Raw genomic sequence first — 22,915 nt, forward strand, 5'->3', positions numbered from 1 at the left:
CGGGGGAATCGCCTCACAGCGTTCCCGACGGGAGGAGAAACGTTTCGATGCTTGGCTATATCTTCAAGCGCGTGCTCTACATGATCCCGACCTTGTTTGGCATGTCGCTGATCTCGTTCCTGATCATCCAGCTGCCGCCGGGTGACTATCTGACGTCGATGATCGCCACCATGAGCGACAGCGGCCAGACCGTCGATCCGGCGCAGATCGAGCGGCTGAAGGAAATCTACGGCTTCGACGACCCCTTCTATGTCCAATATCTGAAATGGATCTGGGGCATCGTCAGCCGCGGCGACTTCGGCTACTCCTTCGAGTGGGGCCAGCCCGTCTCCGGGCTGATCTGGGCGCGCATGGGCTCGACGCTGGTAATCTCGCTCTTGAGCCTGCTCTTCGTCTGGATCGTGGCTTTGCCGATCGGCATCTATTCCGCTGTCCGCCGCCACTCCATCGGCGACCACGTCTTCACCTTTCTCGGCTTCATCGGCCTTGCGGTGCCGAACTTCATCCTGGCGCTGACGCTGATGTACATCGCCTATAAATATCTCGGCCAGAGCGTCGGCGGGCTGATCTCGCCTGAGTATGCGGAGGCGCCTTGGAGCCTCGCCAAGGTCGGCGATTTCCTCGCCCATCTCTGGATCCCGATCATTATCATCGGCGCATCCGGAACGGCAGCGATGATCCGCATCCTGCGCGCCAACCTGACCGACGAACTGCACAAACCCTATGTCGTCACCGCCCGCGCCAAGGGACTGCCGGAATACAAGGTCATCTTGAAATATCCGGTCAGAATCGCGCTCAATCCCTTCGTCTCGGCGATCGGCTGGGTTCTGCCGCACCTCGTCTCTGGCGTGACGATCACCGCCATCGTGCTGAACCTGCCGACCGCCGGCCCGCTGCTTTTCCGCGCGCTGATTTCGCAGGATATGTATCTCGCCGGCAGTTTCATCCTGCTTCTGAGCGCGCTCACCCTCGTCGGCATGCTGCTGTCGGATCTGCTGCTGGCGCTGCTCGATCCGCGCATCCGGTTCAATTGAGGGGGACGCGATGAGCACGCACGAAACCTTCGGAAACCACGCGGGTCCGCTTCACACTGTTGCCGATGGCCCGTCGATCAGCCCGCTGAAACAGGGCAAGACCGTCTCGACCGCCGCGATCGGCCCTTGGCGGCTGGTCGCCGGCAAACTGATCCGCCAGAAGGTGGCGATAGTGGCCGGCGCCATCATCCTCTTCCTCTATCTGGTCGGCCTCTTCGCCGAATTCCTGGCGCCGGCTTTGCCGATGACCTCTCGGCCGCAATATACCTATGCCCCGCCGCAAGGCTTCAGCTTCTTCGTGGAAAAGCCGGACGGCAGTTCGGAGTTCAATTTCCATGTGAAGGGCTACAAGGTCGAGATCGACAAGGTGGCGCTGCGCCGCACCTTCGTCGTCGACGATACCAAGGTGGCGCCGATCGGCTTCTTCGTCAAAGGCGCGGCCTATGACCTCTGGGGCCTGATCCCGATGAACCGGCATCTGATCGGCCCGCTCAACCAGAACGACCCGATGTATCTGCTCGGCGCCGATCGGCTCGGCCGCGACGTCTTCTCGCGCCTCGTCTACGGCACCCGCGTATCCATGTCGATCGGCCTCGTCGGCGTCGCCATGTCGCTGATCCTGGGCGTCGTGCTCGGCTCCATCTCCGGCTTTTACGGCGGCTGGGTGGATACGCTGATCCAGCGTGTCATCGAGGTCGTCAGCGCCATGCCGACCATTCCGCTGTGGCTTGGCCTGGCGGCGGCGATCCCGCTGACATGGTCGCCGGTCAATGTCTACTTCGTCATAACGATCATCGTCTCGCTGCTTGGCTGGACCAGCCTGGCGCGAGAGGTGCGCGGCCGGTTCCTGGCTCTGCGCGGCGAGGATTTCGTCGTTGCCGCCCGGCTCGACGGATCGAGCGAGGCGCGGCTGATCTTCCGTCATATCCTGCCGTCGCTGACGAGCCATATCCTTGCGGTCGTGACGCTGGCCGTGCCGACCATGATCGTCGCCGAGACCTCGCTTTCCTTCCTCGGCATCGGCCTCAAGCCGCCGGTCGTCAGTTGGGGCGTACTGCTGCAAGATGCGCAGAACATCCGCACCGTCGCGACCGCGCCGTGGCTGCTGATCTGGCCGTCGCTCGCAGTCGTCATCGCCGTCCTGTCCTTTAATTTCTTCGGCGACGGCCTGCGCGATGCCGCCGACCCCTATGACAATTGAGGAGGAAACCATGACCGATCTTTCAGAAGACGTCGTTCTCTCCGTCGAAAACCTCTCGATCGATTTCAGGCTGCGCACCCACATCCTGCACGCCGTCGAAAATGTCAGCTTCGAGCTGAAGCGCGGTGAGACGCTCTGCCTCGTCGGCGAAAGCGGCTCCGGTAAGAGCGTCACCGCCCGCTCGCTCCTGCAGATCGTCGACAGCCCCGGCAGCATCGTTTCCGGCCGCATCCTGCTCAGCAACGGCGACGGGGTCACCGGGAGTAACGGCATCACCGATATCGCCGCGCTGAAACCGTCCGACCGGGCGATGCGCGCCATCCGCGGCCGTCGTATCGGCCTGATCTTCCAGGAGCCGATGAGCTCGCTGTCACCGGTCCATACCATTGGCTCGCAGATCATCGAGGCCGTGCGCCTGCACAGCAATCTCGATCAGCGTGCCGCCCGCGAAAGGACCATCGAACTGCTGCGCCAGGTCGAAATTCCGAATCCGGACAAGATGGCCGACCGCTACACCTTCGAGTTCTCCGGCGGCATGCGCCAGCGCGCCATGATCGCCATGGCGCTTGCCGGCAATCCAGACATTCTCATCGCCGACGAACCGACGACGGCGCTCGACGTCACCACCCAGGCCGAAATCCTTGACCTGATCAAGCGATTGCAGGTCGAACGCGGCATGGCCATGCTGCTCATCACCCATGACATGGGGATCGTCGCCGAAGTGGCAGATGACGTCGCCGTCATGCGCTTCGGCCGCATCGTCGAACGCGGCCCTGTGGATGCGATCTACCATGCCGCCGAGCATCCCTATACCCGGCAGTTGCTGGCCTCGACGATCAAGCTCACCCACCATGTCGAAGGCCGGCTGCCCGCCGTGGCGCTCTCGCCGGAGGCGCCGCAGCCGATCCTGTCCGTCCGCAATCTCGGCAAGATCTACGGCTGGCACGGCAAATCAAACACGCTGCGCGCCGTCGACGACGCCAGCTTCGATCTTTATCCCGGCGAAAACCTCGGTATCGTCGGCGAAAGCGGCTCCGGCAAGACGACGCTCGGCCGGCTCATCCTGCGCACCGTCGAGCCGACATCGGGCAGCATCAGCTATCGCGGCAAGGACGGTAGCGAGATCGACGTCACGAAACTCACCAAGCGCGAACTCCGCACCTTCCACCGCGAGGTCCGCCTGGTCTTCCAGGACCCTTTCGCCTCGCTCAATCCGCGCATGACCGTCAAGGAAGTGATCGGCGATCCGCTTGTTGTCAACGGGCTGGCCAAGGGCAAGGCGCTGGAGGACCGCGTCGCTGAACTGATGCGTCTGGTCGGCCTCGACCCGATAGCTATGGAGCGTTATCCCCATGCCTTCTCCGGCGGGCAGCGCCAGCGCATCGGCATCGCCCGCGCCCTTGCGCTCGATCCGCGCATCATCATCGCCGATGAGGCGACGTCGGCACTCGATGTCTCGATCCGCAGCCAGATCCTCGACCTGCTGCTCGATATCCGTCAGCGGCTGAACCTGAGCTTCATCTTCATTTCGCACGATATTTCGGTCGTGCGTTATTTCTGCGATCGCGTCGCCGTCATGCATCGCGGCAAAATCGTCGAACTTGGCGAGGCCGAACAGATCTGCACCGCTCCCGAAGAGGCCTATACGAAGAGCCTCATCTCCGCCGTGCCCAATCCCGACCCTCGCGACAAGCGCATGCTGCACCGGCATCGTTTCGTCGCGCCTGCCAATATTTAAGGACGATCCCGTGCCGAAATTTTCCGCCAACCTTTCCTTCCTCTACCAGGACCTGCCCTTTCTCGACCGTTTCACGGCAGCCGCAAAGGACGGCTTCGGCGCCCTCGAATATCTCGGCCCCTATGCCGAACCCAAGGAGAAGGTCGCCGAGGCGCTGAAGGCGAGCGGCCTGAAACAGGCGCTCTTCAACGTGCCATCAGGCGACTGGGCCGGCGGCGAGCGCGGCATCGCCTGCCTGCCGGAGCGAGTAGAGGAGTTCCGCAACGGGATCGCGCAGGCGCTCGATTATGCCGCAGCGCTCGATTGCCGGCAGGTGAATGTCATCTCCGGGCTGGTGCCGAAGGGTGCGGACCTTCAAACGCTGGAAACGGTGCTGGTCGATAATCTGAAATATGCAGCAAAGCGTTGTGCCGACGTCGGCGTCAGGCTGCTGGTCGAGCCGATCAACCTGCGCGATATTCCCGGCTTCTTCCTGTCGACCACCGCTGATGCCGAACGCATTCTCGACCGGGTCGGCTCGGACAATCTCTACATCCAGTATGATTTCTACCACATGCAGATCATGCAGGGTGACCTGATCCCCACCTTCACAAGGCTGAAGGAGAAGATCGCCCATGTGCAGATCGCCGACAATCCCGGCCGCAACGAACCCGGCACCGGCGAGATCAACTACCACTTCATCCTCTCCGAGCTCGACCGCCTCGGTTACAACGGCTGGGTGGGCTGCGAGTACAAGCCGAAATCCGGCACCAGCGAAGGCCTCGGCTGGATGAAACCCTATCTGAAGTCAGCGAGGACAGCATGAACATCGGATTTATCGGACTGGGCGTCATGGGCCGCCCGATGGCGGAACACCTGATCGACGCCGGCCACACGCTGCACCTGAGCCGGGTGAAGGAGGCTTCGCAACATCTTGTCGACAAGGGCGGCAAAGCCGCCGCCAGCGCCAGGGCGGTGGCGCGCGCCTCCGACATCGTCATCCTGATGCTGCCGGATACATCAGATGTCGAGGCGGTGCTGTTCGGCGAAGACGGCGTCGCCTCCGGCCTCTCCCAGGGCAAGCTGGTTATCGACATGAGCTCGATCTCGCCGGTCGCCACCAAGACTTTCGCCAAACGCATCGAGGCGCTCGGCTGCGACTATCTCGATGCCCCGGTTTCCGGCGGTGAGCTCGGCGCCAAGGCCGCATCGCTGACGATCATGGTTGGCGGCAAGGAGCAGGTATTCGAGCGCGCCAAGCCGCTTTTCGAAAATTTGGGCAAGAGCATCACCCATGTCGGCGGTAGCGGCGACGGCCAGACGGCCAAGGTCGCCAACCAGATCATCGTCGGTCTGACGATCGAGGCGGTTGCCGAAGCGCTGCTGTTTGCCAAGCGTGCCGGCGCCGATCCGGCCAAGGTGCGCTCTGCACTGATGGGCGGCTTTGCCGCTTCGCGCATTCTCGAAGTGCATGGCGAGCGCATGGTCAAGCAGACCTTCGAGCCCGGCTTCCGCATCCGCCTGCACCGCAAGGACATGACGCTTGCCGTCGATGCCGCCCGCGCACTCGATCTGTCGCTGCCGAACACGGCCGCCACGCAACAGCTGATGAATGCGGCGATCGCCAATGGCGACGGCGAACGCGACCATTCCGCCCTCATCCGCACCCTGGAACTCCTCGCCGGAGGACCGCGCTAGATCAACGCTTTTTAGAATAACCGGACGACATCTTCGATTGCCGACTGCCGGAGCCTTCTTTCCGGACGGCGAAGCCATGTCCGGGCATCGATAGAAAAGGATAGGAAAATGCTCAACAAAGATATCCAGTTGCCCTACGGCGCCGTCTATTTCCGCAAGTCGAATCCGCCCCGCGAGGATTGGGAACGCGACTACGCCACCGCTGGGCAGGACGGCCTCAACATCTTCCGCCACTGGTTTATGTGGAGCGCGATCGAAACTGCTCCCGGCGTCTATGACTGGGAGGAATATGATCGTCAGATGGACCTTGCCGCCGCAAACGGCATCAAGACCATTATCGCCGAGCTGATCCATGCCGTGCCCGACTGGGCGGTGCGCAAATACGCTTATGCGTTGCAGGTCAATGCCGACGGCACGAAACTCGGTTCCTATATGGGCGTCTCGTCGGCGACCGGCGGCTTCTCCAACAATGGTGGCGGCGCCGGCGCCTTGACGCTAAACTGCCCCGAAGTGAAGGAAGCCGCCGGCAAGTTCCTGACCGCGCTCGCCACCCGCTATAAGGATCATCCGGCGATCTATGGCTACGACGTCTGGAACGAGTGCAACTATTCCGCCGATGTCGATTACAGCCCCTATGCCAAATCAGCCTTTCGCAAATGGCTGGAAAAGAAATACGGCAGCCTGAAGGTCCTGGCGAAAGCCTGGTACCGCTACAGTTATGCCGAATGGGACGATATCGAGCCGCCGGTGCACATGGCGCCCTATCCCGAATGCATCGACTGGCTGCAGTTCAAGCGCGACAATTTCTACGACCAGATGCAGTGGCGCATCGACACGATCCGCGCCGTCGACAGCAAGAATGTGATCGCCGCCCACGGCATATCGGGCGCAATTCCCAACATGGCGGCCAACGGCTGCGACGACTGGCTCGCCGCCTCCAAGGTCGAGGTCTACGGCTTCACCTGGATCCAGGCCCGCAAGGGGTCGGAAGCCTGGAGGAACTGGTACGGCGTCGACATCAACCGCGCCGCCGCCCGCGGCAAGCCGTTCTGGCATGCCGAACGCCAGGGCGGCCCGCTCTGGCTGCAGCCGCAGGTGATCGGCCGCGACAAGGAGGATGGCCGCGTCGTCGAGCCCGAGGATATCCGCCTCTGGAGCATGACCTCACTTGCCGGCGGCGCCCGCGGCGTGATCAATCTGCGCTGGCGCCCGCTGCTCGACGGTCCGCTCTTCGGCGCTTTCGGCTCCTACGGCATGGACGGCTCGCGCACGCCGCGCTCCGATATGGCAAGCGCCATGGCGAAATGGGCAAATGACAAGGCGCAAGGCCCCCTCTGGGAAGCAAAGCCCGTGCGCGGCGAGGTCGGCATCCTCGTCGTTCGCGAAACGCAGGAATTTGACCACCTCCTGAACCACGACCGCAAGGAAAAGCCCTATCCCGAAGCCATGTGGGGGGCCTATCGCGCCTTTCTCGAAAATGGCGTGCAGCCAGACTGGGTGCATATCGACGATATCGCAGCCTATGATTTCCTCTATTTCCCCTATCCGATCATGTTCACATCGGAGCAGGCAAGGAGCCTGAAAGCCTGGGTCGAAAACGGCGGCACGCTGATTGCCGAGGCATGCCCCGGCTATTTCGGCGATCGCGGCCATGTCGGCACCGTGCAGCCGAATATGGGCCTCGACGAGGTCTTCGGCGCGCGCGAGGAGGACGTCGAATTCATGCCCGATATCGGCGACCGCATCCATTTCGATCTCGACGGCGCGGCGGTCGACGGTGGCGGCTTCCTGCAGTCTTATCGGCTGACCGGCGGAACGGGACGCGGCCACTTCACCGACGGCCGTCTTGCCGTCGTCGAAAATGCCTATGGCAAGGGCCGCACGCTGCTGATCGGCACCAATCCTTCCGTGGCCTATTACCGCACGCAGGGGAAGGCGAACGGCGCTTTCTTCGCCGAGCTATTGAGATGGAGCGGGAAGAAGCGCCACGTGACGCTGTCGAATGCTGCACTCTTCGCCCGTATCCACGAGGGAGAAAAGGGCAGCTTCCTCTGGCTCGTCAATCCGACAAGGGCGGCGCAGAAGACCGAGGTGACGCTCGCCCGGGGAACGCTTGCGCAAAGCCAGGCAGTCTGGCCGATGGACCATATCGGCAATAGTGGCATCGAGGTGCCGCCGCGCGATGTGCTGATCCTGCCGCTTGATAGCTGAAACTTCAGGATGCGGATGAACTGGCGCCTTCGGCAAAGGCTTCAAGCTCGGGATCGAAATCGACCTCGACGACATTGTTGAAGACGGCGGTCGCCAGCATGATGCCGGCGAAGGCGACGAGATCGACGAGCACCTTGGTCTCGTAGCGCTCTTTCAGCTCTGCCCAGAGTTTGGCGGGAACGGCGTTGGAATCCGCGACGATCGCCCTGCCGAAGGTGTCGAGCAGCGCTTCCTCGTCTGAAAACTTCAGCGCATCGGGATTGAAACCCTTGTTGATCAGCGCCCGGCGAAAGAAGGTGATGGCGATCTTCGATTTCGCCGCCTTCGAGATCGCATGCGAGAAGATCCAGATCGCCCGGTCGCTGACAGCAGGATCAAGCTCGGCCCGCAGCGTGAACCATTCGGCATAGATGCGATGGGCGGCTGGCGAATGCAGCAGTGTGCGCTTCATGTTGGTCATCCGCCCGCGCAGCCTGACTTCCTCGTCATGCGCCGCACAAACCTCTTCCGAAGCGGAATCGTAATCGATCTGCGGGAGGTGGCTCATCGGGTCCGTCCTTTCCTTGTGCACAGAAGCTATGTGCGGCAGCACAGCCGTAAATCCACTTGGCCACCGCCCAGCTCGAGCCTAGACTGATAAAATCGAAGCTGGAGGCAAGGCATGAGCGACGATCACGAGCATCATCATGTCGACTGGCGGGAACATGGCGTCAAGGTCATTCCCGGCAATTCGCTCGATCCGAACACCACGCAGACGCCGGGCATGAACCGCGCGACCGCGATCAACAATGCGCGCGCCGGGGCCGAGAATATCTGGGCCGGCACGGTCACGATCCATGCCAATGCCAAGACTGGCGCCCATCACCACGGCGATCTCGAAAGCATCATCTACGTGGTCAAGGGCAAGGCCCGCATGCGCTGGGGCGAGCATCTGGAATATACCGCCGAGGCCGGCCCCGGCGACTTCATCTACGTTCCGCCCTATGTGCCGCATCAAGAGATCAACGCCAGCCGCGACGAGACGCTGGAGTGCGTTCTCGTCCGCTCAGGCCAGGAACCGGTCGTCGTCAACCTCGACATCGAGCCGGTCGAAAAGCCGGAAGACGTTGCGTGGATCGACCCGATCCACCGATAGAGCAATTCACGATCGAGCAAGCGGCTGACATCCTCAGCCGCCGAACGCTCTGCCAAGATCCTCGCAAAGGATCATCGCAGACCGCTTTAGGCGTGAACAGCACCGACACCGCTCATGGCGGGGTTCTCGATGACCCGGCCGGTATCGGCGGCATAGAGGTGGATCTGGTCGTAATCGATCGCGATGCCGATCGGATCGCCCGACTTCACCTTCACGGCCTCAGTCAGCGCCACGGCAAAGGGCAGCCCATCGAAATCGGCGTGGACGACGCGGCTTGCGCCGAGCTCTTCGATGAAATCGGCCGTTGCGGTGAGGGCGCCGGGAGCATCCGGGGCGACCAGCCGGGCGGCCTCGGCGCGCATGCCGAGCACGACGCGTTTGCCTTTCAGCGGTGCGGCGCGCTCGCGCGGCAGCGCGACTTTGCGGCTTTGATCGTAGACGAAGACGCCCTCGTCATTGATTGTGCCCTCGAGCAGGTTCATCGCCGGCGTGCCGACGAAGCCTGCAACGAAACGCGAGACCGGATGATGATAAACCTCTTCCGGCGTGCCGACCTGCTCCACCCTGCCGCCATTCATCACCACCAGCCGGTCGGCCAGCGTCATCGCCTCGGTCTGGTCATGCGTGACGAAGATTGACGTGGCGCCGAGGCGGCGGTGCAGGCGGCGGATTTCGGCGCGCATGGCGATGCGCAGCTTGGCGTCGAGGTTCGACAGCGGCTCGTCGAAGAGAAACACCTTCGGCTCGCGGATCATCGCGCGGCCCATGGCGACGCGCTGGCGCTGACCGCCGGAAAGAGCGGCGGGCCGACGGTCGAGGAAGGGTTCGAGGCTGAGCGCCTTGGCGACCTCGCCGATGCGCCGCTGACGCTCCGCCTTCGAGACGCCGGCCACCTTCAATGCGTAGCCGATATTCTCGGCAACACTCATATGCGGATAAAGCGCATAGTTCTGGAACACCATGGCACAGCCGCGCTCGCGCGGCTCCAGCTGGTTGACGACGCGGCCGTCAATGGCGATTTCACCGCCGGTGATTTCCTCGAGGCCGGCGATCATACGCAGCAGCGTGGACTTGCCGCACCCGGACGGGCCGAGGATGACGATGAACTCGCCCGACTGGATGTCGAGATCGACGCCGTGAACGACGGGGGTCTTGCCGTAGTTTTTCTTCACGCCACGAATGGAGATCGGTGCCAAGGGAGTACTCCTTCACTTCTCGGTGGAGATAAGGCCGCGTACGAACCAGCGCTGCATCAGAATGACGAGGATCAATGGCGGCGACATGATGATCAGGGTTCCGGCCATGGCGACGTTCCAGTCGGGCAGGCCGAATTCGGACGGGATGAGGGTCTTGAGCTGCGTCACGGCGATGCCGAAATTCGGATCGGTGGTGATCAGCAGCGGCCAGAGATACTGGTTCCAGGCCCAGACGAACATGATGGTGAAGAGCGCGATCATATTTGGGCGCGAGAGCGGCAGCAGAATGTCCCAGAAGAACCGGACCGGGCCTGATCCGTCCATCTTCGAAGCCTCGGCAAGCTCGTCCGGAACCGTCAGGTAGAACTGCCGGTAGAGGAAGGTGCCGGTCGCGGTTGCGACCAGCGGCAGAACGAGACCGGGATAGGAATTCAGCAGACCCCATTCGAGCTTGATCTGGACGCCGGTGATCTGCGCAATGAGCCAGCTTATGCCGGTAACGTCGAGGATCGTCTGGAAAGGCTGCAGCGCATTGGCCGCAATCGAATAGGTCGGCACGATACGGACTTCCAGCGGCAGCATCAGCGTGATGAAGATGATCCAGAAAATCACATACCGGCCACGGAAGCGGAAGTAGACGATCGAGAAGGCTGCCATGGAAGACAGCATGACCTTGCCGGCGCCGACGGTTGCGGCGAAGATGATGCTGTGGAACAGCTTGTTGCCGAGATCGGCGCGAACCCAGGCGGTCTGCGCGTTTTCCCAGAAATGCGAGCCTGGAACCAGCGGCAGCGGCACGCGATTGACCGTCTCCAGATCGAGTGTCGACGCGATGATGACGATGGCGAAAGGCAGAAGCGCGATCACCATGCCGAGCGCGAGAAGCGTATAGCAGATGAAGTTGAATATCGGCGTGCGTTCGATCATGTTCGCGACCTCACTTGTAATGCACGCGCCGCTCGATGAAGCGGAACTGGAAGATGGTGAGAAGAACAACGAGCACCATCAGGATGATGGACTGCGCTGCGGCGCCCGAATAATCGAGACCTCTGAAGCCGTCGAAATAGATCTTGTAGACCATGAGTTCGGTGGCGCGCGCCGGGCCGCCCTGCGTCATGACGTCGACGATACCGAAGGAATCCTGGAAGCTCTCGGTGATATTGATGACGAGCAGGAAGAACAGCGTCGGCGTCAGCAGGGGCAGCTGGATATCCCAGATCCGGCGCATCGGCCCCGAACCATCCATCGCGCCGGCCTCGATCAGCGAGCGTGGAATGCCTTGCAGCGCCGAGAGGAAGAAGATGAAGTTGTAGCCGATATATTTCCAGGAGAAGGCGACGATGACGGCGATCATCGCATCCTTGCCGTCGAGTGCGGGGTTCCAGAGGCCGGGCCAGACGTGGTTGATGACCGACAGAAGGCCGGCCTCCGGCGCCAGGATGAAGCGGAAGGCGAGGCCGAGAGCGGGAGCCGCAATTGCGTAAGGCCAGATGAAGACTGACCGGTAGACTTTGTGGCCGCGCAGTTCACGATCCGTCAAAAGCGCCAGGATAAGCGCCAGCCCCATGGCAATGGCCGTCGAGCTGAAGCCAAAGATCATGCTGCGGGTGATCGAGTCCCAATAGATCGGATCGGTGAGCAGCTGTTTAAAATTGTCGAAACCGACCCAGGCATTACCGCCGCCCCATGGCTGCTCGAGCGTAAACGCCCAATAGAGCGCCTGCGCACTCGGCCAATAGAAGAAGACGAAGATCAGCAACAGCATCGGAAATGCGAAGAGCAGCCCGATCGTCGTTGAGGAGAAAGTGACGCGCTTTTCCATGAGTGGTCGTTTTCGTCCTGGTTTGGTTTAAAACATGTCGCGCAAAAATGTGCAGCGGTTTTGCGGTAACGACATGCGTCAAAATAGAGATCTAAAGCGCGAGGAGCGAATCTGAAAGATTGCGGCGCGCTTTAGGCGCGGGCGGCAAGTTCGCATCCGCGGCTGGCTAAATAACTTACAAGGACGCACCCGGCGCGCGAAACGCGGGCCGGGTGCGGCTCATATCAAGCGATCAGGGGAGCTGAACGTTCTTATAGGTCTGCTGGAACCGACGCAGAAGCGTATTGCCGCGTTCAGCAGCGCTGTCGAGCGAAGCCTGGATATCGGCATTGTTGACGAAGATTGCCTGCAGACCATTGGCGATTTCGGTGCGGACCTGCAGCAGGCCACCGAGGCGGATGCCGTGCGGAGCAGCATCGCCAGCAGGCGATGCGGTCAGGCTCTGAATGGCGAGTTCGCGGCCGGCATAAGGAGCCTTGTCGTAGAAGCCCTGCTTCTTCAGATATTCGAAGCCGGAGTTACGAACCGGGATGTAGCCGGTAACGGTCGACCAGGTAAGAGCTTCTTCCGGCTTTGCGATGAAGTTGAAGAAGGCAGCGGCAGCTTTGTATTCAGCGTCGGAATGACCCTTCAGAACCCAGAGCGAAGCGCCGCCAACGTAAGAGCTGCGCCGGGTTGCGTCGCCGTAGGTCGGGAGCATGGCAACGTCCCAGTTCATGCCTTGCTTGGCGGTGCGGCCAACATTGCCGTGGTCGCCGACCGAGGTCAGGATGACCTGGCAATCGCCAGCGGCAAAAGCTTCGACGAAGGTCTGGCCGACAGCCTTGTTCTTGATGATCGCAAGCTTGTTGTCGTACCAGGACTTGAGATCCTTGACGTAGCTGACGAGAAGCGGGTTCTTGTTGAACACCAGCTCGGCGTCGAGACCTTCAAAACCGTTCTTCTTCGTGGCGATGGCTTCGCCGTTTACGGCTTCGAACTGCTCGATGTACTGCCAGACTTCGTTGTTGGATATGTCAAAGCCGAGCGGGCAAGCATAGCCTGCATCCTTCAGAGCCTTGAGGTCCTCGCCTGCTTCCTTCCAGGTCGCCGGAGCATGATCCTTGCCGATCTTGGCGAAGGCGTCCTTGTTCCAGTAGAGAAGAGCGGTCGAGGAGTTGAAGGGGAAGGAGTACATCTCGCCCTTCGATGTCGCGTAGTAGCCGGAGATACCGGAGAAGTAGTCCTTCCAGTCGACGGTGTAGCCCATGTCGGTCATCAGCTTGTTGGCCGGGTAGTAGGCGCCGGAGAGCATGATGTCGAGGGTGCCGGCGTCGGAGACCTGGGCGATGGTCGGCTGCTTGCCGGCGCGGAAGGCAGCAATGGTGTTCTGCAGGGACGCGTCGTAGCTGCCCTGGCTGGTGCAGACGACTTCGTAGTCGGCCTGCGACTGGTTGAAGCGATCGCACTGCTCCTGGACACGCTTTGCGATGTCACCGGAATTGCCGAACCAGAAGTCAATCTTGGTCTTATCGGCGGCGGCAGCGGGACCAGCAAGAAACGCTGTAGCGAGAAGGGCGCCAACGGCGCCGAGAAGCTTGGCTTGCATGAGAACCTCGAACGTAAAAGGGACGCGCACTTTCAGCGCACGCCCTATTAGCTGGTTCAAATTGCCGCGGCCAATGAATATTACATGACATGAAATTATCTAAATACAGTTGTCATAAAACCTTCACACAACCATTATTCGCAAATCTCAGGGAAATATTTAGAGAAAATTCAAAGCTTGCTTCAGCATATTGCCAATAAATTACAGCTATATTCGAAACAATGGAATTTTAGGGGATATTTAATATTTATTTATATTGCAACAGAGTGCCTTTATTCGGCTACTCCGCCGCAACGAAACTTGTAAAAACGCTGGCATTTTCGCCATTGCACTGGTGTGCAACCTAAGGGTTTAGGCCTCAGGATTGAAGGGAATCCTTGAGGATCGCCGCAAAACGCGGATCGAATGCACGGCTGATCGGTCCGGCGGCAGCGCCAAGCGCCACCGACCAGGGATCGGCCATGCCGGGCTGCAGGCGCGGCAGCGTCCGGCCACGACGTTCGGCGATCGAGGGCAGCAACGGCCCGATTGCCGCAATCAACCTGTTCACCAGCGCTTCCGGCGCGCTGCCGCAGAGGATCACCGTCTGTGGATCGAACAGTGTCTCGATGAGATGGATGCTCCAGCGCAGGTCCACTGCCGCTGCTTCGACCCAGGCGTGGATGCTTTGATCGCCTCTCAAGGCAAGATCGTTGATATGTGCGTGCAGATGAGGATCGGCGGGATCGACCGATAGATGCTGATAAAGCGAGGCGAGCGAAGCTCGATGTTCGAGCGGCGTCGATTTGCCGTCGGCAAATAACAGCGCCATGCCGATCTCGCCGGCATTACCGTTGGTGCCGCGGTAAAGCTCGCCGTTCAGAATGAGGCCGGCGCCAATGCCATAACCGACGAAGAGGCAGACGGCATGATCGAGGCCATGGGCGGCTCCCACCATGCGCTCGGCGGTCGCCGCCGCCGCCGCATCGTTCTGCAGGCCGACATCGAGCCCGGTGCCGGCGGTCAGCGTTTCCAACAACGGAAATTTCTGCCAGGCCTCCATCATCCACGGATCGTCGCCGCTGCCGGCGACCCCGAAGGGCCCTGGCATGGCGGCGCCGAGACCGACAAGCCGTTTTTCCGACTGCTGGACGATCCCTGCAAGTTTTGACCGCACACCGGCAACGAGATCGAGGACGACCTTCGTCCCGTTCGACGGACCGCCTGGTGGGAGGCCTGCCTCATCACGCACGAGAACGCTACCGACGAGATTGACGGCGACCGCTCGCGTCACATGTCGGTCGATCTGCAAGCCGATCGCAAAGGCGCCTTCGGGCACCAGGCCGTAGGGTGTCGACGGCTGGCCCCTGCCCCTCCTCACCGCCTCCTGCGAACTGACGAGACCGTCGCGCTCGAGCTCTTCGATGATATTGGACACCGTCTGTTTGGTCAGCCGCGTCGCCCGTGCCAGATCGGCGCGTGAAAGCGCACCGTTGATCCTCAGGGCATCGATCATCACACGCCGGTTATGCGCGCTAGTGCCTTCGTGATTGGTGCCGCTCTTGGCCCGGATCGGGCGGCTGTCATTCATGTGCAATTCCCTCTTGACTCCAATAGAATGTTGAAGAAGTAATAAGTCAAGACACTTGACTTAATGAGGAACCGGAGAGTTCCAGGGAACGCAGGAGCCCGCAAGGCGCTCCGACGACGCTCCGAGACGACGAACCGGCACGTTTTCGCGCGTGCCTTCTCGAACACCGATGGCGGAGGACCGCCCTCGGCAATGCGTAAATGTCAAAAACTGGAGGCTGCAATGCTGAAATCCTTTAACAAGACGCTTCTGGGTGCGGCCTTGATCGGCGCATCCCTTGCGCCGCACGCTTTCGCCGAAACGACGCTGAACGCGCTTTTCATGGCGCAGGCCGCCTATAGCGAGGCCGACGTGCGCGCCATGACCGACGCCTTCGCCAAGGCGAACCCCGACATCAAGGTCAATCTCGAATTCGTCCCCTATGAAGGCCTGCACGACAAGACGGTGCTGGCGCAAGGTTCCGGCGGCGGCTACGACGTCGTCCTCTTCGACGTCATCTGGCCGGCCGAATACGCCACCAACAAGGTGCTGGTCGATGTCTCCTCTCGCGTCACCGACGACATGAAGAAGGGCGTGCTGCCGGGTGCCTGGACCACCGTGCAATATGACGGCAAATATTACGGCATGCCGTGGATCCTCGACACCAAATATCTGTTCTACAACAAGGAAATCCTCGAAAAGGCCGGCATCAAGGCTCCGCCCAAGACCTGGGACGAACTGACCGAACAGGCAAAGACGATCAAGGACAAGGGCTTGCTTGCCACGCCGATCGCCTGGAGCTGGTCACAGGCCGAAGCCGCGATCTGCGACTACACCACGCTCGTCAGCGCCTATGGCGGCGATTTCCTGAAGGATGGCAAGCCGGCCTTCCAGACCGGCGGCGGCCTCGATGCCCTGAAGTACATGGTCTCCAGCTATTCCTCCGGCCTGACCAATCCGAATTCCAAGGAATTCCTGGAAGAGGACGTCCGCAAGGTCTTCGAAAACGGCGATGCCGCCTTCGCGCTGAACTGGACCTACATGTACAACATGGCCAACGATCCGAAAGACAGCAAGGTCGCGGGCAAGGTCGGCGTCGTGCCGGCGCCGGGTGTTGCCGGTAAGAGTGAGGCTTCGGCCGTCAACGGTTCGATGGGCCTCGGCATCACCTCGGCCAGCAAGCATCCTGATGAGGCCTGGAAATACATCACCTTCATGACCTCGCAGGCGACGCAGAATGCCTATGCCAAGCTCAGCCTGCCGATCTGGGCGTCGTCCTATGAGGACCCAGCCGTCACCAAGGGCCAGGAAGAGCTGATCTCCGCCGCCAAGATCGGCCTGGCCGCGATGTATCCGCGTCCGACGACGCCGAAATATCAGGAGCTCTCGACCGCGCTGCAGCAGGCGATCCAGGAATCGCTGCTCGGCCAGTCCTCTCCCGAGGACGCGCTGAAGTCGGCCGCAGACAATAGCGGCCTCTGATTGAGCCATGAAAACCCGGGCGGCGCCTGCCGTCGCCCGGTCTCCAAAACCTGTAATGAAGAAGGGTCGCCTTGATGTCGGGCACTTGGCTGACAACCCGCGCGTGGCTTTTGATGCTGCCGCTTCTCGTGGTCATGATATCAGTCATCGGCTGGCCTCTGATCGATACCGTCGGCCTCTCCTTCACCGATGCCAAGCTCGTCGGCACGGAAGGAAACTTCGTCGGCATCGACAATTACGCGAAGATGATCTCAGGCTCGAATTTCCAGCGCACGCTGATCACCACTGCATGGTTCGCGATCGTCTCGGTCGCCGCCGAAATGGTGATCGGCGTGCTTGCCGCCCTGCTGCTGAACCAGCAGTTTCGCGGCCGCACTGCGCTTCGCGCCCTGATGATCCTGCCCTGGGCGCTGCCGACCGTCGTCAACGCCACGCTCTGGCGGCTGATTTACAATCCGGAATACGGCGCACTGAACGCCGCGCTGACCCAACTCGGCCTGTTGGAGGCCTACCGCTCCTGGCTCGGCGAACCGGGCACCGCGCTGGCGGCCCTCATCGTCGCCGACTGCTGGAAGAATTTCCCCCTGGTGGCGCTGATTGCGCTCGCAGCACTCCAGGCCGTGCCGCGCGACATCACCGCCGCCTCGCTGGTCGACGGCGCCGGCGCTTTCGCCCGCTTCCGCTTCGTCATTCTGCCCTATCTCGCCGGTCCGCTGATGGTGGCGCTGGTGCTGCGCACGATCGAGGCCTTCAAGGTGTTCGACATCATCTGGGTCATGACCCGCGGCGGCCCGGCCAACAGCACGCGCACGCTGTCGATCCTGGTCTATCAGGAAGCTTTCTCCTTCCAGCGGGCAGGCTCCGGCGCCTCGCTGGCATTGATCGTCACGCTGCTGGTAACGCTGCTTGCTGCCGGCTACGCCGCTCTGGTGCGCAAGACGGCGGGGAGTGCGGCCTGATGGAACGCCAGAGCCCGCTCTTTTCCGCCTTCATCCACCTCTGCGCATTGCTGCTTGCCGCCGTCATCCTGGCGCCGATCCTGTGGTTGTTCATCATGAGCATCTCGCCGGCCGCCGACCTTGCGGCAAAGCCGCTGCGCTGGTGGCCGCAGACGGCGGATTTCTCTCGCTACGGCGTGCTGCTCTCGACGCTCGAAAACAGCGCCGGCGACGCCTTCACCTCGTCGCTGCGAAACAGCATCGAAGTGGCGGGCATGGCGACGATCGCCGCCATTGCACTCGCCATTCCGGCCGGCTGGGCTGTGTCGCGCACGCCTTCGGTCGGCTGGTCGCTGTCGATGGTGATCGCCACCTACATGCTGCCGCCGGTGGCGCTTGCCGTGCCGCTCTATATGGGCCTCTCCTATCTAGGATTGCTGAACAACGTCTTCGGCCTCGCCCTCGTCTATCTCACCATCCTTGCGCCTTTCACCACCTGGCTGATGAAATCGGGTTTCGATTCCATCCCGCGCGAGATCGAATCCGCCGCGATGATCGACGGTGCCGGCCTGTTCCAGACGCTGCGGATCATCACGCTGCCGCTGGCAGCCCCCGTGGTCGCGACGTCAAGCCTCTTTGCCTTCCTGCTTGCCTGGGATGAATTCTTCTATGCGCTGCTCTTCACCTCGGACCAGCGCGCCAAGACGCTGACCGTCGCCATTGCCGATCTCGCCGGCGGCCGCGTTTCCGATTACGGACTGATTGCGACGGCAGGCGTGCTCGCCGCCCTGCCCCCGGTGCTGATCGGTCTTGTCATGCAACGCGCCCTGATTTCGGGGCTCACCAGCGGCGGCGTCAAGGGATGATCATGACAGCAGAAAGAACCCGGCCGGCCGGGCTTGCCGCGATCGATCGCGAAATGGCACGCCAGCATGCCGATGCGATCGCCTCCTATGAAGCGGCCCAGCCAATGGCGGCAAGGGCCGCCGCCTCGCTGAAAAAGACCGGCAAGCTGCTGCTCATCGGCATGGGCGGCTCGCATGCCGTCAACCGCGCCGTCGAGCCGCTCTACCGGGCCCTCGGCATCGATGCCGTCGCCCTGCCGCTGTCCGAGCAGCTTGGCCAGCCGCTGCCGATCGCCGGCAGAACGATCTTCGTCACCTCGCAATCCGGCGAAAGCGCCGAGGTCGTGCGCTGGTTCGACGAGACCGGCGGCACGGAAGAGACCTTCGGCCTGACGCTCGAAGGCGGCTCCTTCCTGGCAAGAACCGCCCCGTCGCTGGTCGGCGCCGGCGGCACCGAGCTAGCCTTCGCCGCGACCCGCAGCCTGACGGTGACCTTCGCCCTGCATCTGGCAATCCTCGCAGCCCTCGGCGAAAATCCCGACGCTGCACTTGCCGTCCTCAAGGCGCCGGAAGACCGTGACATCACCGCAGCCCTCACCGCGCTCGAAAATGTCGCGACCGTCGTCACCTCAGGCCGCCGGCTGCAGGGTATTGCCGAGGCGCTGGCGCTCGGATTGACCGAGCTGTCGCGCCGTCCCTGCTTCTCGCTTGAAGGCGGCCAGCTGCGCCACGGACCGATGGAAATGCTGGGATCGGAGATCGGCGTCGTGCTGTTCCGCGGCTTGGACGAGACAGCCGGCCTGGTAACGGCGATGGCGACATCCGCTGTCGAGACCGGCGCCCCGGTCATCCTGTTCGACGCGTCGGGAGAAGCGCCGGTCGCCGGCGCGGTGACGATCCGCTTTGCGCCTGCAACCGGTCTTGCCGCGATCTTCGCCATGCTGCCGGTCGCCCAGCGGCTGATGATCGCCTTTGCCGATGCCCGCGTGGTGAATGCCGGAACGCCGGTCCGCTCCACCAAGATCACCCGGAGCGAATGAATGCAGCCGCTTGCAGTCATCGGCAACGTCAACATCGACCTGATCCTTGGACCGGCCGCCCCCTGGCCGAAGGCAGGGACGGAAATCATCGTCGATCATGACGAGTTGCGGGTCGGCGGAGCCGCCGGCAACAGCGCGCTCGCCTGGCAGGCACTCGGCGTCGAATTCGAGATCGCCGCCAATATCGGCAGCGACCAGTTCGGCCGCTGGCTGAGCGAAGCCTTCGGCCACCGTTCCGACAAGTGGCCGGTACGTCCGGAGAAAACGACGCTCTCCGTCGGCATCACCCATCCGGACGGCGAGCGCACCTTCTTCACCACAAAAGGCCACCTGCCGCGCTTCAGCCTGGCAGATGTCTTCGCGGTCATCGAGGGTGCAAGGCTGCAGGGCGGCTACGCCCTTCTCTGCGGCTCGTTCCTGACCGACGACCTGACAGCAGATTATGGCGCCTTCTTCGACTGGGCCGACAGCCATGGCATCACCGTCGCGCTTGATACCGGCTGGCCGCTCGACGGCTGGACAGACGAGAATTGCGCGGCGACACGTGCCTGGCTCTCCCGCAGCGGTATCGCGCTGCTGAACGAGGTCGAATCGACGACGCTTGCCGGCATCGCCGATCCGATCGAGGCGGCCCGTCACATCAGGTCGCATATGCCGGAGGGTGCAATCATCGTCGTCAAGCGCGGCCCGGACGGCGCTCTCGCGATCGGGCCGGACGGCCTGTTGGTTTCGGTGGCGGCACCCGTTGTCGAGGTCGTCGATACGATCGGCGCCGGCGATGTCTTCAACGCCGCTTTCCTCGCCGCACTCGCAAGCGATGAGCCGCTGATGTCCTGCCTGGAGGCGGGAACCGCGGTCGCCTCGCGCGCCATCTCCACCCTTCCCCGCAACTACGGCGGCCCGTCATCTCCTGAGGAGCCTGTGCGATGAGCGCGCTCGAAATTCAGAACATCCGCAAGACCTATGGCGACGTCGAGACGCTGAAAGGCATCGACGTCTCATTGGAAAGCGGCGAGTTCCTGGTGCTGCTCGGTTCCTCCGGCTGCGGCAAGTCCACCCTGCTGAACATCATCGCCGGCCTTGCCGAGGCAACGAGCGGCGATGTCAGGATCGGCGGCCGCTCGGTGCTCGACGTGCATCCGAAGGACCGCGATATCGCCATGGTCTTTCAATCCTACGCGCTCTATCCCAATCTGACGGTGCACCGGAACATCGGCTTCGGCCTGGAAATGCGCAAGGTGCCGGCGCCGGAGCGCGACAGGGCCGTACACGATGCCGCAAAGCTCCTGCAGATCGAAAACCTCCTCGACCGCAAGCCGAGCCAGCTTTCCGGCGGCCAGCGCCAGCGCGTCGCGATCGGCCGCGCGCTGGTGCGCAAGCCGGAGGTATTCCTCTTCGACGAGCCGCTCTCCAACCTTGATGCCAAGCTGCGCATGGAGATGCGCACCGAGATCAAGCGACTGCACCAGATGCTGAAGACGACAGTCGTCTATGTCACCCATGACCAGATCGAGGCGATGACGCTTGCAAGCCGCATCGCCGTCATGCGCGACGGCCGCATCGAGCAGCTGGGCACGCCGGAGGAGATCTACAACCATCCGGCAACGCTCTATGTCGCGACCTTCGTCGGCGCGCCGCCGATGAACCTGCTGAAGGCGACGGCGCGCGACGGTCGCCTGGCGCTTTCAGGCTCGGATGCGATCCTGCCCCTGCCCGCCCGTTTCCGCGAAGCGGCCGGCAATGGCTGCGACCTTATCCTCGGCATCCGTCCCGAGGCGCTTCGCACGGACGGCGCCGGCCCGTCGATCGAGGCAACCCTTGAGGTCGCAGAGCTGACCGGCCCGGAACTCGTCGTCACCGCCCTTGCCGGAAATCAGCGCCTGATGGCCTGTCTGCCGCCACGCACGCCGATCCGCGACAACGAAAAGCTCACTCTCTTTTTCGACGAGGAGGCAATGCATCTCTTCGACCCGGAAACAGGTCTCAGCTGCGGCCGCTAGAGCATGTCGCGCAAAAGTGTGCAGCGGTTTTGCGACAACGACATGCGTAAAAACAAGGACCTAAAGCGCGAGGAGCGAATCTGAAAGATCGCGACGCGCTTTAGCGACCGAACGGTTATCCCGTCAGTTGTTCAATTCGCTGCGTCAGTCGGCTTCCGCTGGTAGACGTGAATATAGTCGACGAGCAGGATGGAAGGATTCGGCGTTTCATCGATCGGCCAACCCGAGCCGAGTGCCAGGTTCACCAGCGGATAGAACGGCATGTGGAACTCCTTCGGCGTATCGAAGCTCCAGATGAACTGACGGTCGAGGTAGAAGCTCGTCTTGTCAGCTTGGATATCGACGCCGTAGGTGTGGTATTCGCTGTTCAAAATTCCGTCCTGGACGGTTTGCCAATGGCCGCCGGTCGTGTTCTGGCCGCCCTGGCTCTGACGCCAGATATGAAAGCCCATGCTGAATTCGTAGGGCGCGCGCCCATAATATTCCAGGACGTCGATTTCGGCGGTGTATTTCGACCGGTCAAGCCCGATGAGCCAGAAGGCCGGCCAGACACCCTTGCCGGGCGGCAGCTTCATCCGTGCTTCGAAATAACCGAATTGCTGCGAGAAGCCTTCGCCCTTTGGGTTCACCGACGACAACAGGCCCGAGCGCCAGGTTCCATCGGCCTCCTTGCGCGCTTCGATCTTCAGAATTCCCTGATCGGTGGTAAACGGAAAGCCCGGCGCCGGGTCTGTGAACCGGGCGTCACCGAAATCGCCGTTCCAGGGCGTATGGGCGATCCAGCGGGAGCTTCTCTCCCCCCAGGCCGAGACGTCGAGACTGTCGAAGCTCTCCTCGAACGTTAGCTGGTACGCATTGATATTGAGTGGTTGCTGAGCCACGCTGGGCCGGCCGGGCAACGCCCCCAGACCGAGAACGATGAGCAAACCCAGAGCCTTAGAAGATATCCCGTAACGCATCCTGCTCCTCCGAAAACGCCAAACCAATCGTTGGACTACACTTGTCTCGATCAAAAGGTGAGAACCCCGTTTCGTCGCGGCATGAGCCTTTGGACGACGATGGTCTCGATGCCGTCCGGCCTTCCCAGAATCTGCCACAGCAGCAGCGCAAAGGCCCAGAAGATCGCGACTGCCGCTCCGCCGCAAAGCGCCAGGCTGACGACAAGGTTGAGGCCGACAGGCATGACGGCGAGCATCGGCGCCATCCACAGCAGGAAAGCGATCATCGGCAAGCTCGCGGCCAGAGGCCGTAAAAAGGCGTGCAACTGAGCGGCAAACGTCGCGCCGATCAGCTGCCGCGTGATGATGAGCGATGCGGCATAGGCGACAAGCACCGCCACGATCCGCGCGCCCAATGCTCCTGCCACCTGAAAATAGACAATGCCCAAGACGGTGACCGGAACCCTGACGGCGAACTCGGCAAACATCCGGAGAGCGAGATAACGGGTTTTATTCAGGAC

20 protein-coding genes and 1 pseudogene are annotated in these 22,915 nt (G+C 62.0%); 13 read left to right on the forward strand and 8 right to left on the reverse strand.

Annotation, left to right across the window (positions count from 1 at the left end):
* Positions 1 to 47: 47 nt before the first annotated feature.
* The 6 genes from AC1ECN_RS12305 (at position 48) to AC1ECN_RS12330 (ending at position 7,861) form a co-directional block, all read left to right on the forward strand.
* On the forward strand, positions 48 to 1,034 hold the full coding sequence (locus AC1ECN_RS12305; protein ID WP_025395736.1) for an ABC transporter permease: 987 nt from the start codon (positions 48 to 50) through the stop codon (positions 1,032 to 1,034).
* Positions 1,035 to 1,044: 10 nt separating this feature from the next.
* The gene (locus tag AC1ECN_RS12310; RefSeq protein ID WP_130673027.1) at positions 1,045 to 2,235 is read left to right on the forward strand and encodes an ABC transporter permease; all 1,191 of its coding nucleotides are present in this window, start codon (positions 1,045 to 1,047) and stop codon (positions 2,233 to 2,235) included.
* A gap of 10 nt (positions 2,236 to 2,245) precedes the next feature.
* The gene (locus AC1ECN_RS12315; RefSeq protein ID WP_024319346.1) at positions 2,246 to 3,973 is read left to right on the forward strand and encodes an ABC transporter ATP-binding protein; all 1,728 of its coding nucleotides are present in this window, start codon (positions 2,246 to 2,248) and stop codon (positions 3,971 to 3,973) included.
* A 10-nt stretch (positions 3,974 to 3,983) separates the two neighbouring features.
* Complete coding sequence (otnI, locus tag AC1ECN_RS12320; protein WP_130662114.1) at positions 3,984 to 4,778, forward strand: 2-oxo-tetronate isomerase; 795 nt, start codon at positions 3,984 to 3,986, stop codon at positions 4,776 to 4,778.
* Positions 4,775 to 5,650 carry a 2-hydroxy-3-oxopropionate reductase gene (locus tag AC1ECN_RS12325; RefSeq protein WP_130673028.1) on the forward strand — a complete coding sequence of 292 codons (876 nt, stop codon included), beginning with the start codon at positions 4,775 to 4,777 and terminating at the stop codon, positions 5,648 to 5,650. The genes otnI and AC1ECN_RS12325 overlap by 4 nt, the downstream gene beginning before the upstream one ends.
* A 108-nt stretch (positions 5,651 to 5,758) precedes the next feature.
* Complete coding sequence (locus AC1ECN_RS12330) at positions 5,759 to 7,861, forward strand: beta-galactosidase (protein ID WP_075225453.1); 2,103 nt, start codon at positions 5,759 to 5,761, stop codon at positions 7,859 to 7,861.
* A gap of 4 nt (positions 7,862 to 7,865) precedes the next feature.
* On the opposite strand, the gene AC1ECN_RS12335 is transcribed toward AC1ECN_RS12330, so the two are convergent.
* Positions 7,866 to 8,408 carry a carboxymuconolactone decarboxylase family protein gene (locus AC1ECN_RS12335; protein WP_130662116.1) on the reverse strand — a complete coding sequence of 181 codons (543 nt, stop codon included), beginning with the start codon at positions 8,406 to 8,408 and terminating at the stop codon, positions 7,866 to 7,868.
* Between the two features lie 114 nt (positions 8,409 to 8,522).
* On the opposite strand from AC1ECN_RS12335, the gene AC1ECN_RS12340 reads away from it, so the two are divergent.
* Positions 8,523 to 8,996 carry a cupin domain-containing protein gene (locus AC1ECN_RS12340; protein WP_130662117.1) on the forward strand — a complete coding sequence of 158 codons (474 nt, stop codon included), beginning with the start codon at positions 8,523 to 8,525 and terminating at the stop codon, positions 8,994 to 8,996.
* 86 nt (positions 8,997 to 9,082) lie between these two features.
* On the opposite strand, the gene AC1ECN_RS12345 is transcribed toward AC1ECN_RS12340, so the two are convergent.
* The 5 genes from AC1ECN_RS12345 to AC1ECN_RS12365 form a co-directional block, all read right to left on the reverse strand.
* Positions 9,083 to 10,192: a sn-glycerol-3-phosphate import ATP-binding protein UgpC gene (locus AC1ECN_RS12345; RefSeq protein ID WP_018073663.1), complete on the reverse strand. Its 1,110-nt coding sequence runs from the start codon at positions 10,190 to 10,192 to the stop codon at positions 9,083 to 9,085.
* 12 nt (positions 10,193 to 10,204) lie between these two features.
* A complete protein-coding gene (locus AC1ECN_RS12350; protein ID WP_018073662.1) occupies positions 10,205 to 11,119 on the reverse strand; it encodes an ABC transporter permease subunit in 915 nt (304 codons plus the stop codon).
* A 10-nt stretch (positions 11,120 to 11,129) separates the two neighbouring features.
* Positions 11,130 to 12,014, reverse strand: a complete 885-nt coding sequence (locus AC1ECN_RS12355; protein WP_130673029.1) for a carbohydrate ABC transporter permease — start codon at positions 12,012 to 12,014, stop codon at positions 11,130 to 11,132.
* 232 nt (positions 12,015 to 12,246) lie between these two features.
* Positions 12,247 to 13,602 (reverse strand): extracellular solute-binding protein, encoded by a 1,356-nt coding sequence (locus AC1ECN_RS12360; RefSeq protein ID WP_130673030.1) that lies wholly within the window; start codon positions 13,600 to 13,602, stop codon positions 12,247 to 12,249.
* A gap of 358 nt (positions 13,603 to 13,960) precedes the next feature.
* Complete coding sequence (locus tag AC1ECN_RS12365) at positions 13,961 to 15,172, reverse strand: ROK family transcriptional regulator (RefSeq protein WP_130656100.1); 1,212 nt, start codon at positions 15,170 to 15,172, stop codon at positions 13,961 to 13,963.
* A gap of 222 nt (positions 15,173 to 15,394) precedes the next feature.
* Here AC1ECN_RS12365 and AC1ECN_RS12370 point away from each other — a divergent pair, with 222 nt between their 5' ends.
* The 6 genes from AC1ECN_RS12370 (at position 15,395) to AC1ECN_RS12395 (ending at position 21,456) form a co-directional block, all read left to right on the forward strand.
* Positions 15,395 to 16,633: an extracellular solute-binding protein gene (locus tag AC1ECN_RS12370; protein WP_018073659.1), complete on the forward strand. Its 1,239-nt coding sequence runs from the start codon at positions 15,395 to 15,397 to the stop codon at positions 16,631 to 16,633.
* Positions 16,634 to 16,707: 74 nt separating this feature from the next.
* On the forward strand, positions 16,708 to 17,592 hold the full coding sequence (locus AC1ECN_RS12375; RefSeq protein ID WP_018073658.1) for a carbohydrate ABC transporter permease: 885 nt from the start codon (positions 16,708 to 16,710) through the stop codon (positions 17,590 to 17,592).
* Complete coding sequence (locus tag AC1ECN_RS12380; RefSeq protein WP_018073657.1) at positions 17,592 to 18,437, forward strand: carbohydrate ABC transporter permease; 846 nt, start codon at positions 17,592 to 17,594, stop codon at positions 18,435 to 18,437. Before AC1ECN_RS12375 ends, AC1ECN_RS12380 begins: the two co-directional genes overlap by 1 nt.
* The gene (locus AC1ECN_RS12385; protein WP_130673031.1) at positions 18,434 to 19,456 is read left to right on the forward strand and encodes an SIS domain-containing protein; all 1,023 of its coding nucleotides are present in this window, start codon (positions 18,434 to 18,436) and stop codon (positions 19,454 to 19,456) included. Before AC1ECN_RS12380 ends, AC1ECN_RS12385 begins: the two co-directional genes overlap by 4 nt.
* Positions 19,457 to 20,386 carry a PfkB family carbohydrate kinase gene (locus tag AC1ECN_RS12390; protein ID WP_018073655.1) on the forward strand — a complete coding sequence of 310 codons (930 nt, stop codon included), beginning with the start codon at positions 19,457 to 19,459 and terminating at the stop codon, positions 20,384 to 20,386.
* Positions 20,383 to 21,456 carry an ABC transporter ATP-binding protein gene (locus AC1ECN_RS12395; protein WP_130665017.1) on the forward strand — a complete coding sequence of 358 codons (1,074 nt, stop codon included), beginning with the start codon at positions 20,383 to 20,385 and terminating at the stop codon, positions 21,454 to 21,456. The genes AC1ECN_RS12390 and AC1ECN_RS12395 overlap by 4 nt, the downstream gene beginning before the upstream one ends.
* Positions 21,457 to 21,587: 131 nt before the next feature.
* Here AC1ECN_RS12395 and AC1ECN_RS12400 read toward each other — a convergent pair whose 3' ends face one another.
* Both AC1ECN_RS12400 and AC1ECN_RS12405 read right to left on the reverse strand, forming a co-directional pair.
* Positions 21,588 to 22,415 carry a glycoside hydrolase family 16 protein gene (locus AC1ECN_RS12400; RefSeq protein WP_130673032.1) on the reverse strand — a complete coding sequence of 276 codons (828 nt, stop codon included), beginning with the start codon at positions 22,413 to 22,415 and terminating at the stop codon, positions 21,588 to 21,590.
* A 50-nt stretch (positions 22,416 to 22,465) separates the two neighbouring features.
* Positions 22,466 to 22,915, reverse strand: a pseudogene (locus AC1ECN_RS12405) (lipopolysaccharide biosynthesis protein); the annotation flags it as partial.

The organism is Rhizobium sp. 01N447_2, assembly GCF_056399245.1.

Excerpts from the sequence above, each read along its gene's own strand:
- AC1ECN_RS12360 (WP_130673030.1), bottom strand. The coding sequence starts at position 13,602 with ATGCAAGCCAAGCTTCTCGGCGCCGTTGGCGCCCTTCTCGCTACAGCG.
- AC1ECN_RS12330 (WP_075225453.1), top strand. The coding sequence starts at position 5,759 with ATGCTCAACAAAGATATCCAGTTGCCCTACGGCGCCGTCTATTTCCGC.
- AC1ECN_RS12355 (WP_130673029.1), bottom strand. The coding sequence starts at position 12,014 with ATGGAAAAGCGCGTCACTTTCTCCTCAACGACGATCGGGCTGCTCTTC.
- AC1ECN_RS12365 (WP_130656100.1), bottom strand. The coding sequence starts at position 15,172 with ATGAATGACAGCCGCCCGATCCGGGCCAAGAGCGGCACCAATCACGAA.
- AC1ECN_RS12335 (WP_130662116.1), bottom strand. The coding sequence starts at position 8,408 with ATGAGCCACCTCCCGCAGATCGATTACGATTCCGCTTCGGAAGAGGTT.
- AC1ECN_RS12315 (WP_024319346.1), top strand. The coding sequence starts at position 2,246 with ATGACCGATCTTTCAGAAGACGTCGTTCTCTCCGTCGAAAACCTCTCG.
- AC1ECN_RS12305 (WP_025395736.1), top strand. The coding sequence starts at position 48 with ATGCTTGGCTATATCTTCAAGCGCGTGCTCTACATGATCCCGACCTTG.
- AC1ECN_RS12390 (WP_018073655.1), top strand. The coding sequence starts at position 19,457 with ATGCAGCCGCTTGCAGTCATCGGCAACGTCAACATCGACCTGATCCTT.
- AC1ECN_RS12380 (WP_018073657.1), top strand. The coding sequence starts at position 17,592 with ATGGAACGCCAGAGCCCGCTCTTTTCCGCCTTCATCCACCTCTGCGCA.
- AC1ECN_RS12325 (WP_130673028.1), top strand. The coding sequence starts at position 4,775 with ATGAACATCGGATTTATCGGACTGGGCGTCATGGGCCGCCCGATGGCG.
- AC1ECN_RS12400 (WP_130673032.1), bottom strand. The coding sequence starts at position 22,415 with ATGCGTTACGGGATATCTTCTAAGGCTCTGGGTTTGCTCATCGTTCTC.
- AC1ECN_RS12375 (WP_018073658.1), top strand. The coding sequence starts at position 16,708 with ATGTCGGGCACTTGGCTGACAACCCGCGCGTGGCTTTTGATGCTGCCG.
- AC1ECN_RS12310 (WP_130673027.1), top strand. The coding sequence starts at position 1,045 with ATGAGCACGCACGAAACCTTCGGAAACCACGCGGGTCCGCTTCACACT.
- AC1ECN_RS12350 (WP_018073662.1), bottom strand. The coding sequence starts at position 11,119 with ATGATCGAACGCACGCCGATATTCAACTTCATCTGCTATACGCTTCTC.
- AC1ECN_RS12385 (WP_130673031.1), top strand. The coding sequence starts at position 18,434 with ATGATCATGACAGCAGAAAGAACCCGGCCGGCCGGGCTTGCCGCGATC.
- AC1ECN_RS12370 (WP_018073659.1), top strand. The coding sequence starts at position 15,395 with ATGCTGAAATCCTTTAACAAGACGCTTCTGGGTGCGGCCTTGATCGGC.
- AC1ECN_RS12395 (WP_130665017.1), top strand. The coding sequence starts at position 20,383 with ATGAGCGCGCTCGAAATTCAGAACATCCGCAAGACCTATGGCGACGTC.
- AC1ECN_RS12340 (WP_130662117.1), top strand. The coding sequence starts at position 8,523 with ATGAGCGACGATCACGAGCATCATCATGTCGACTGGCGGGAACATGGC.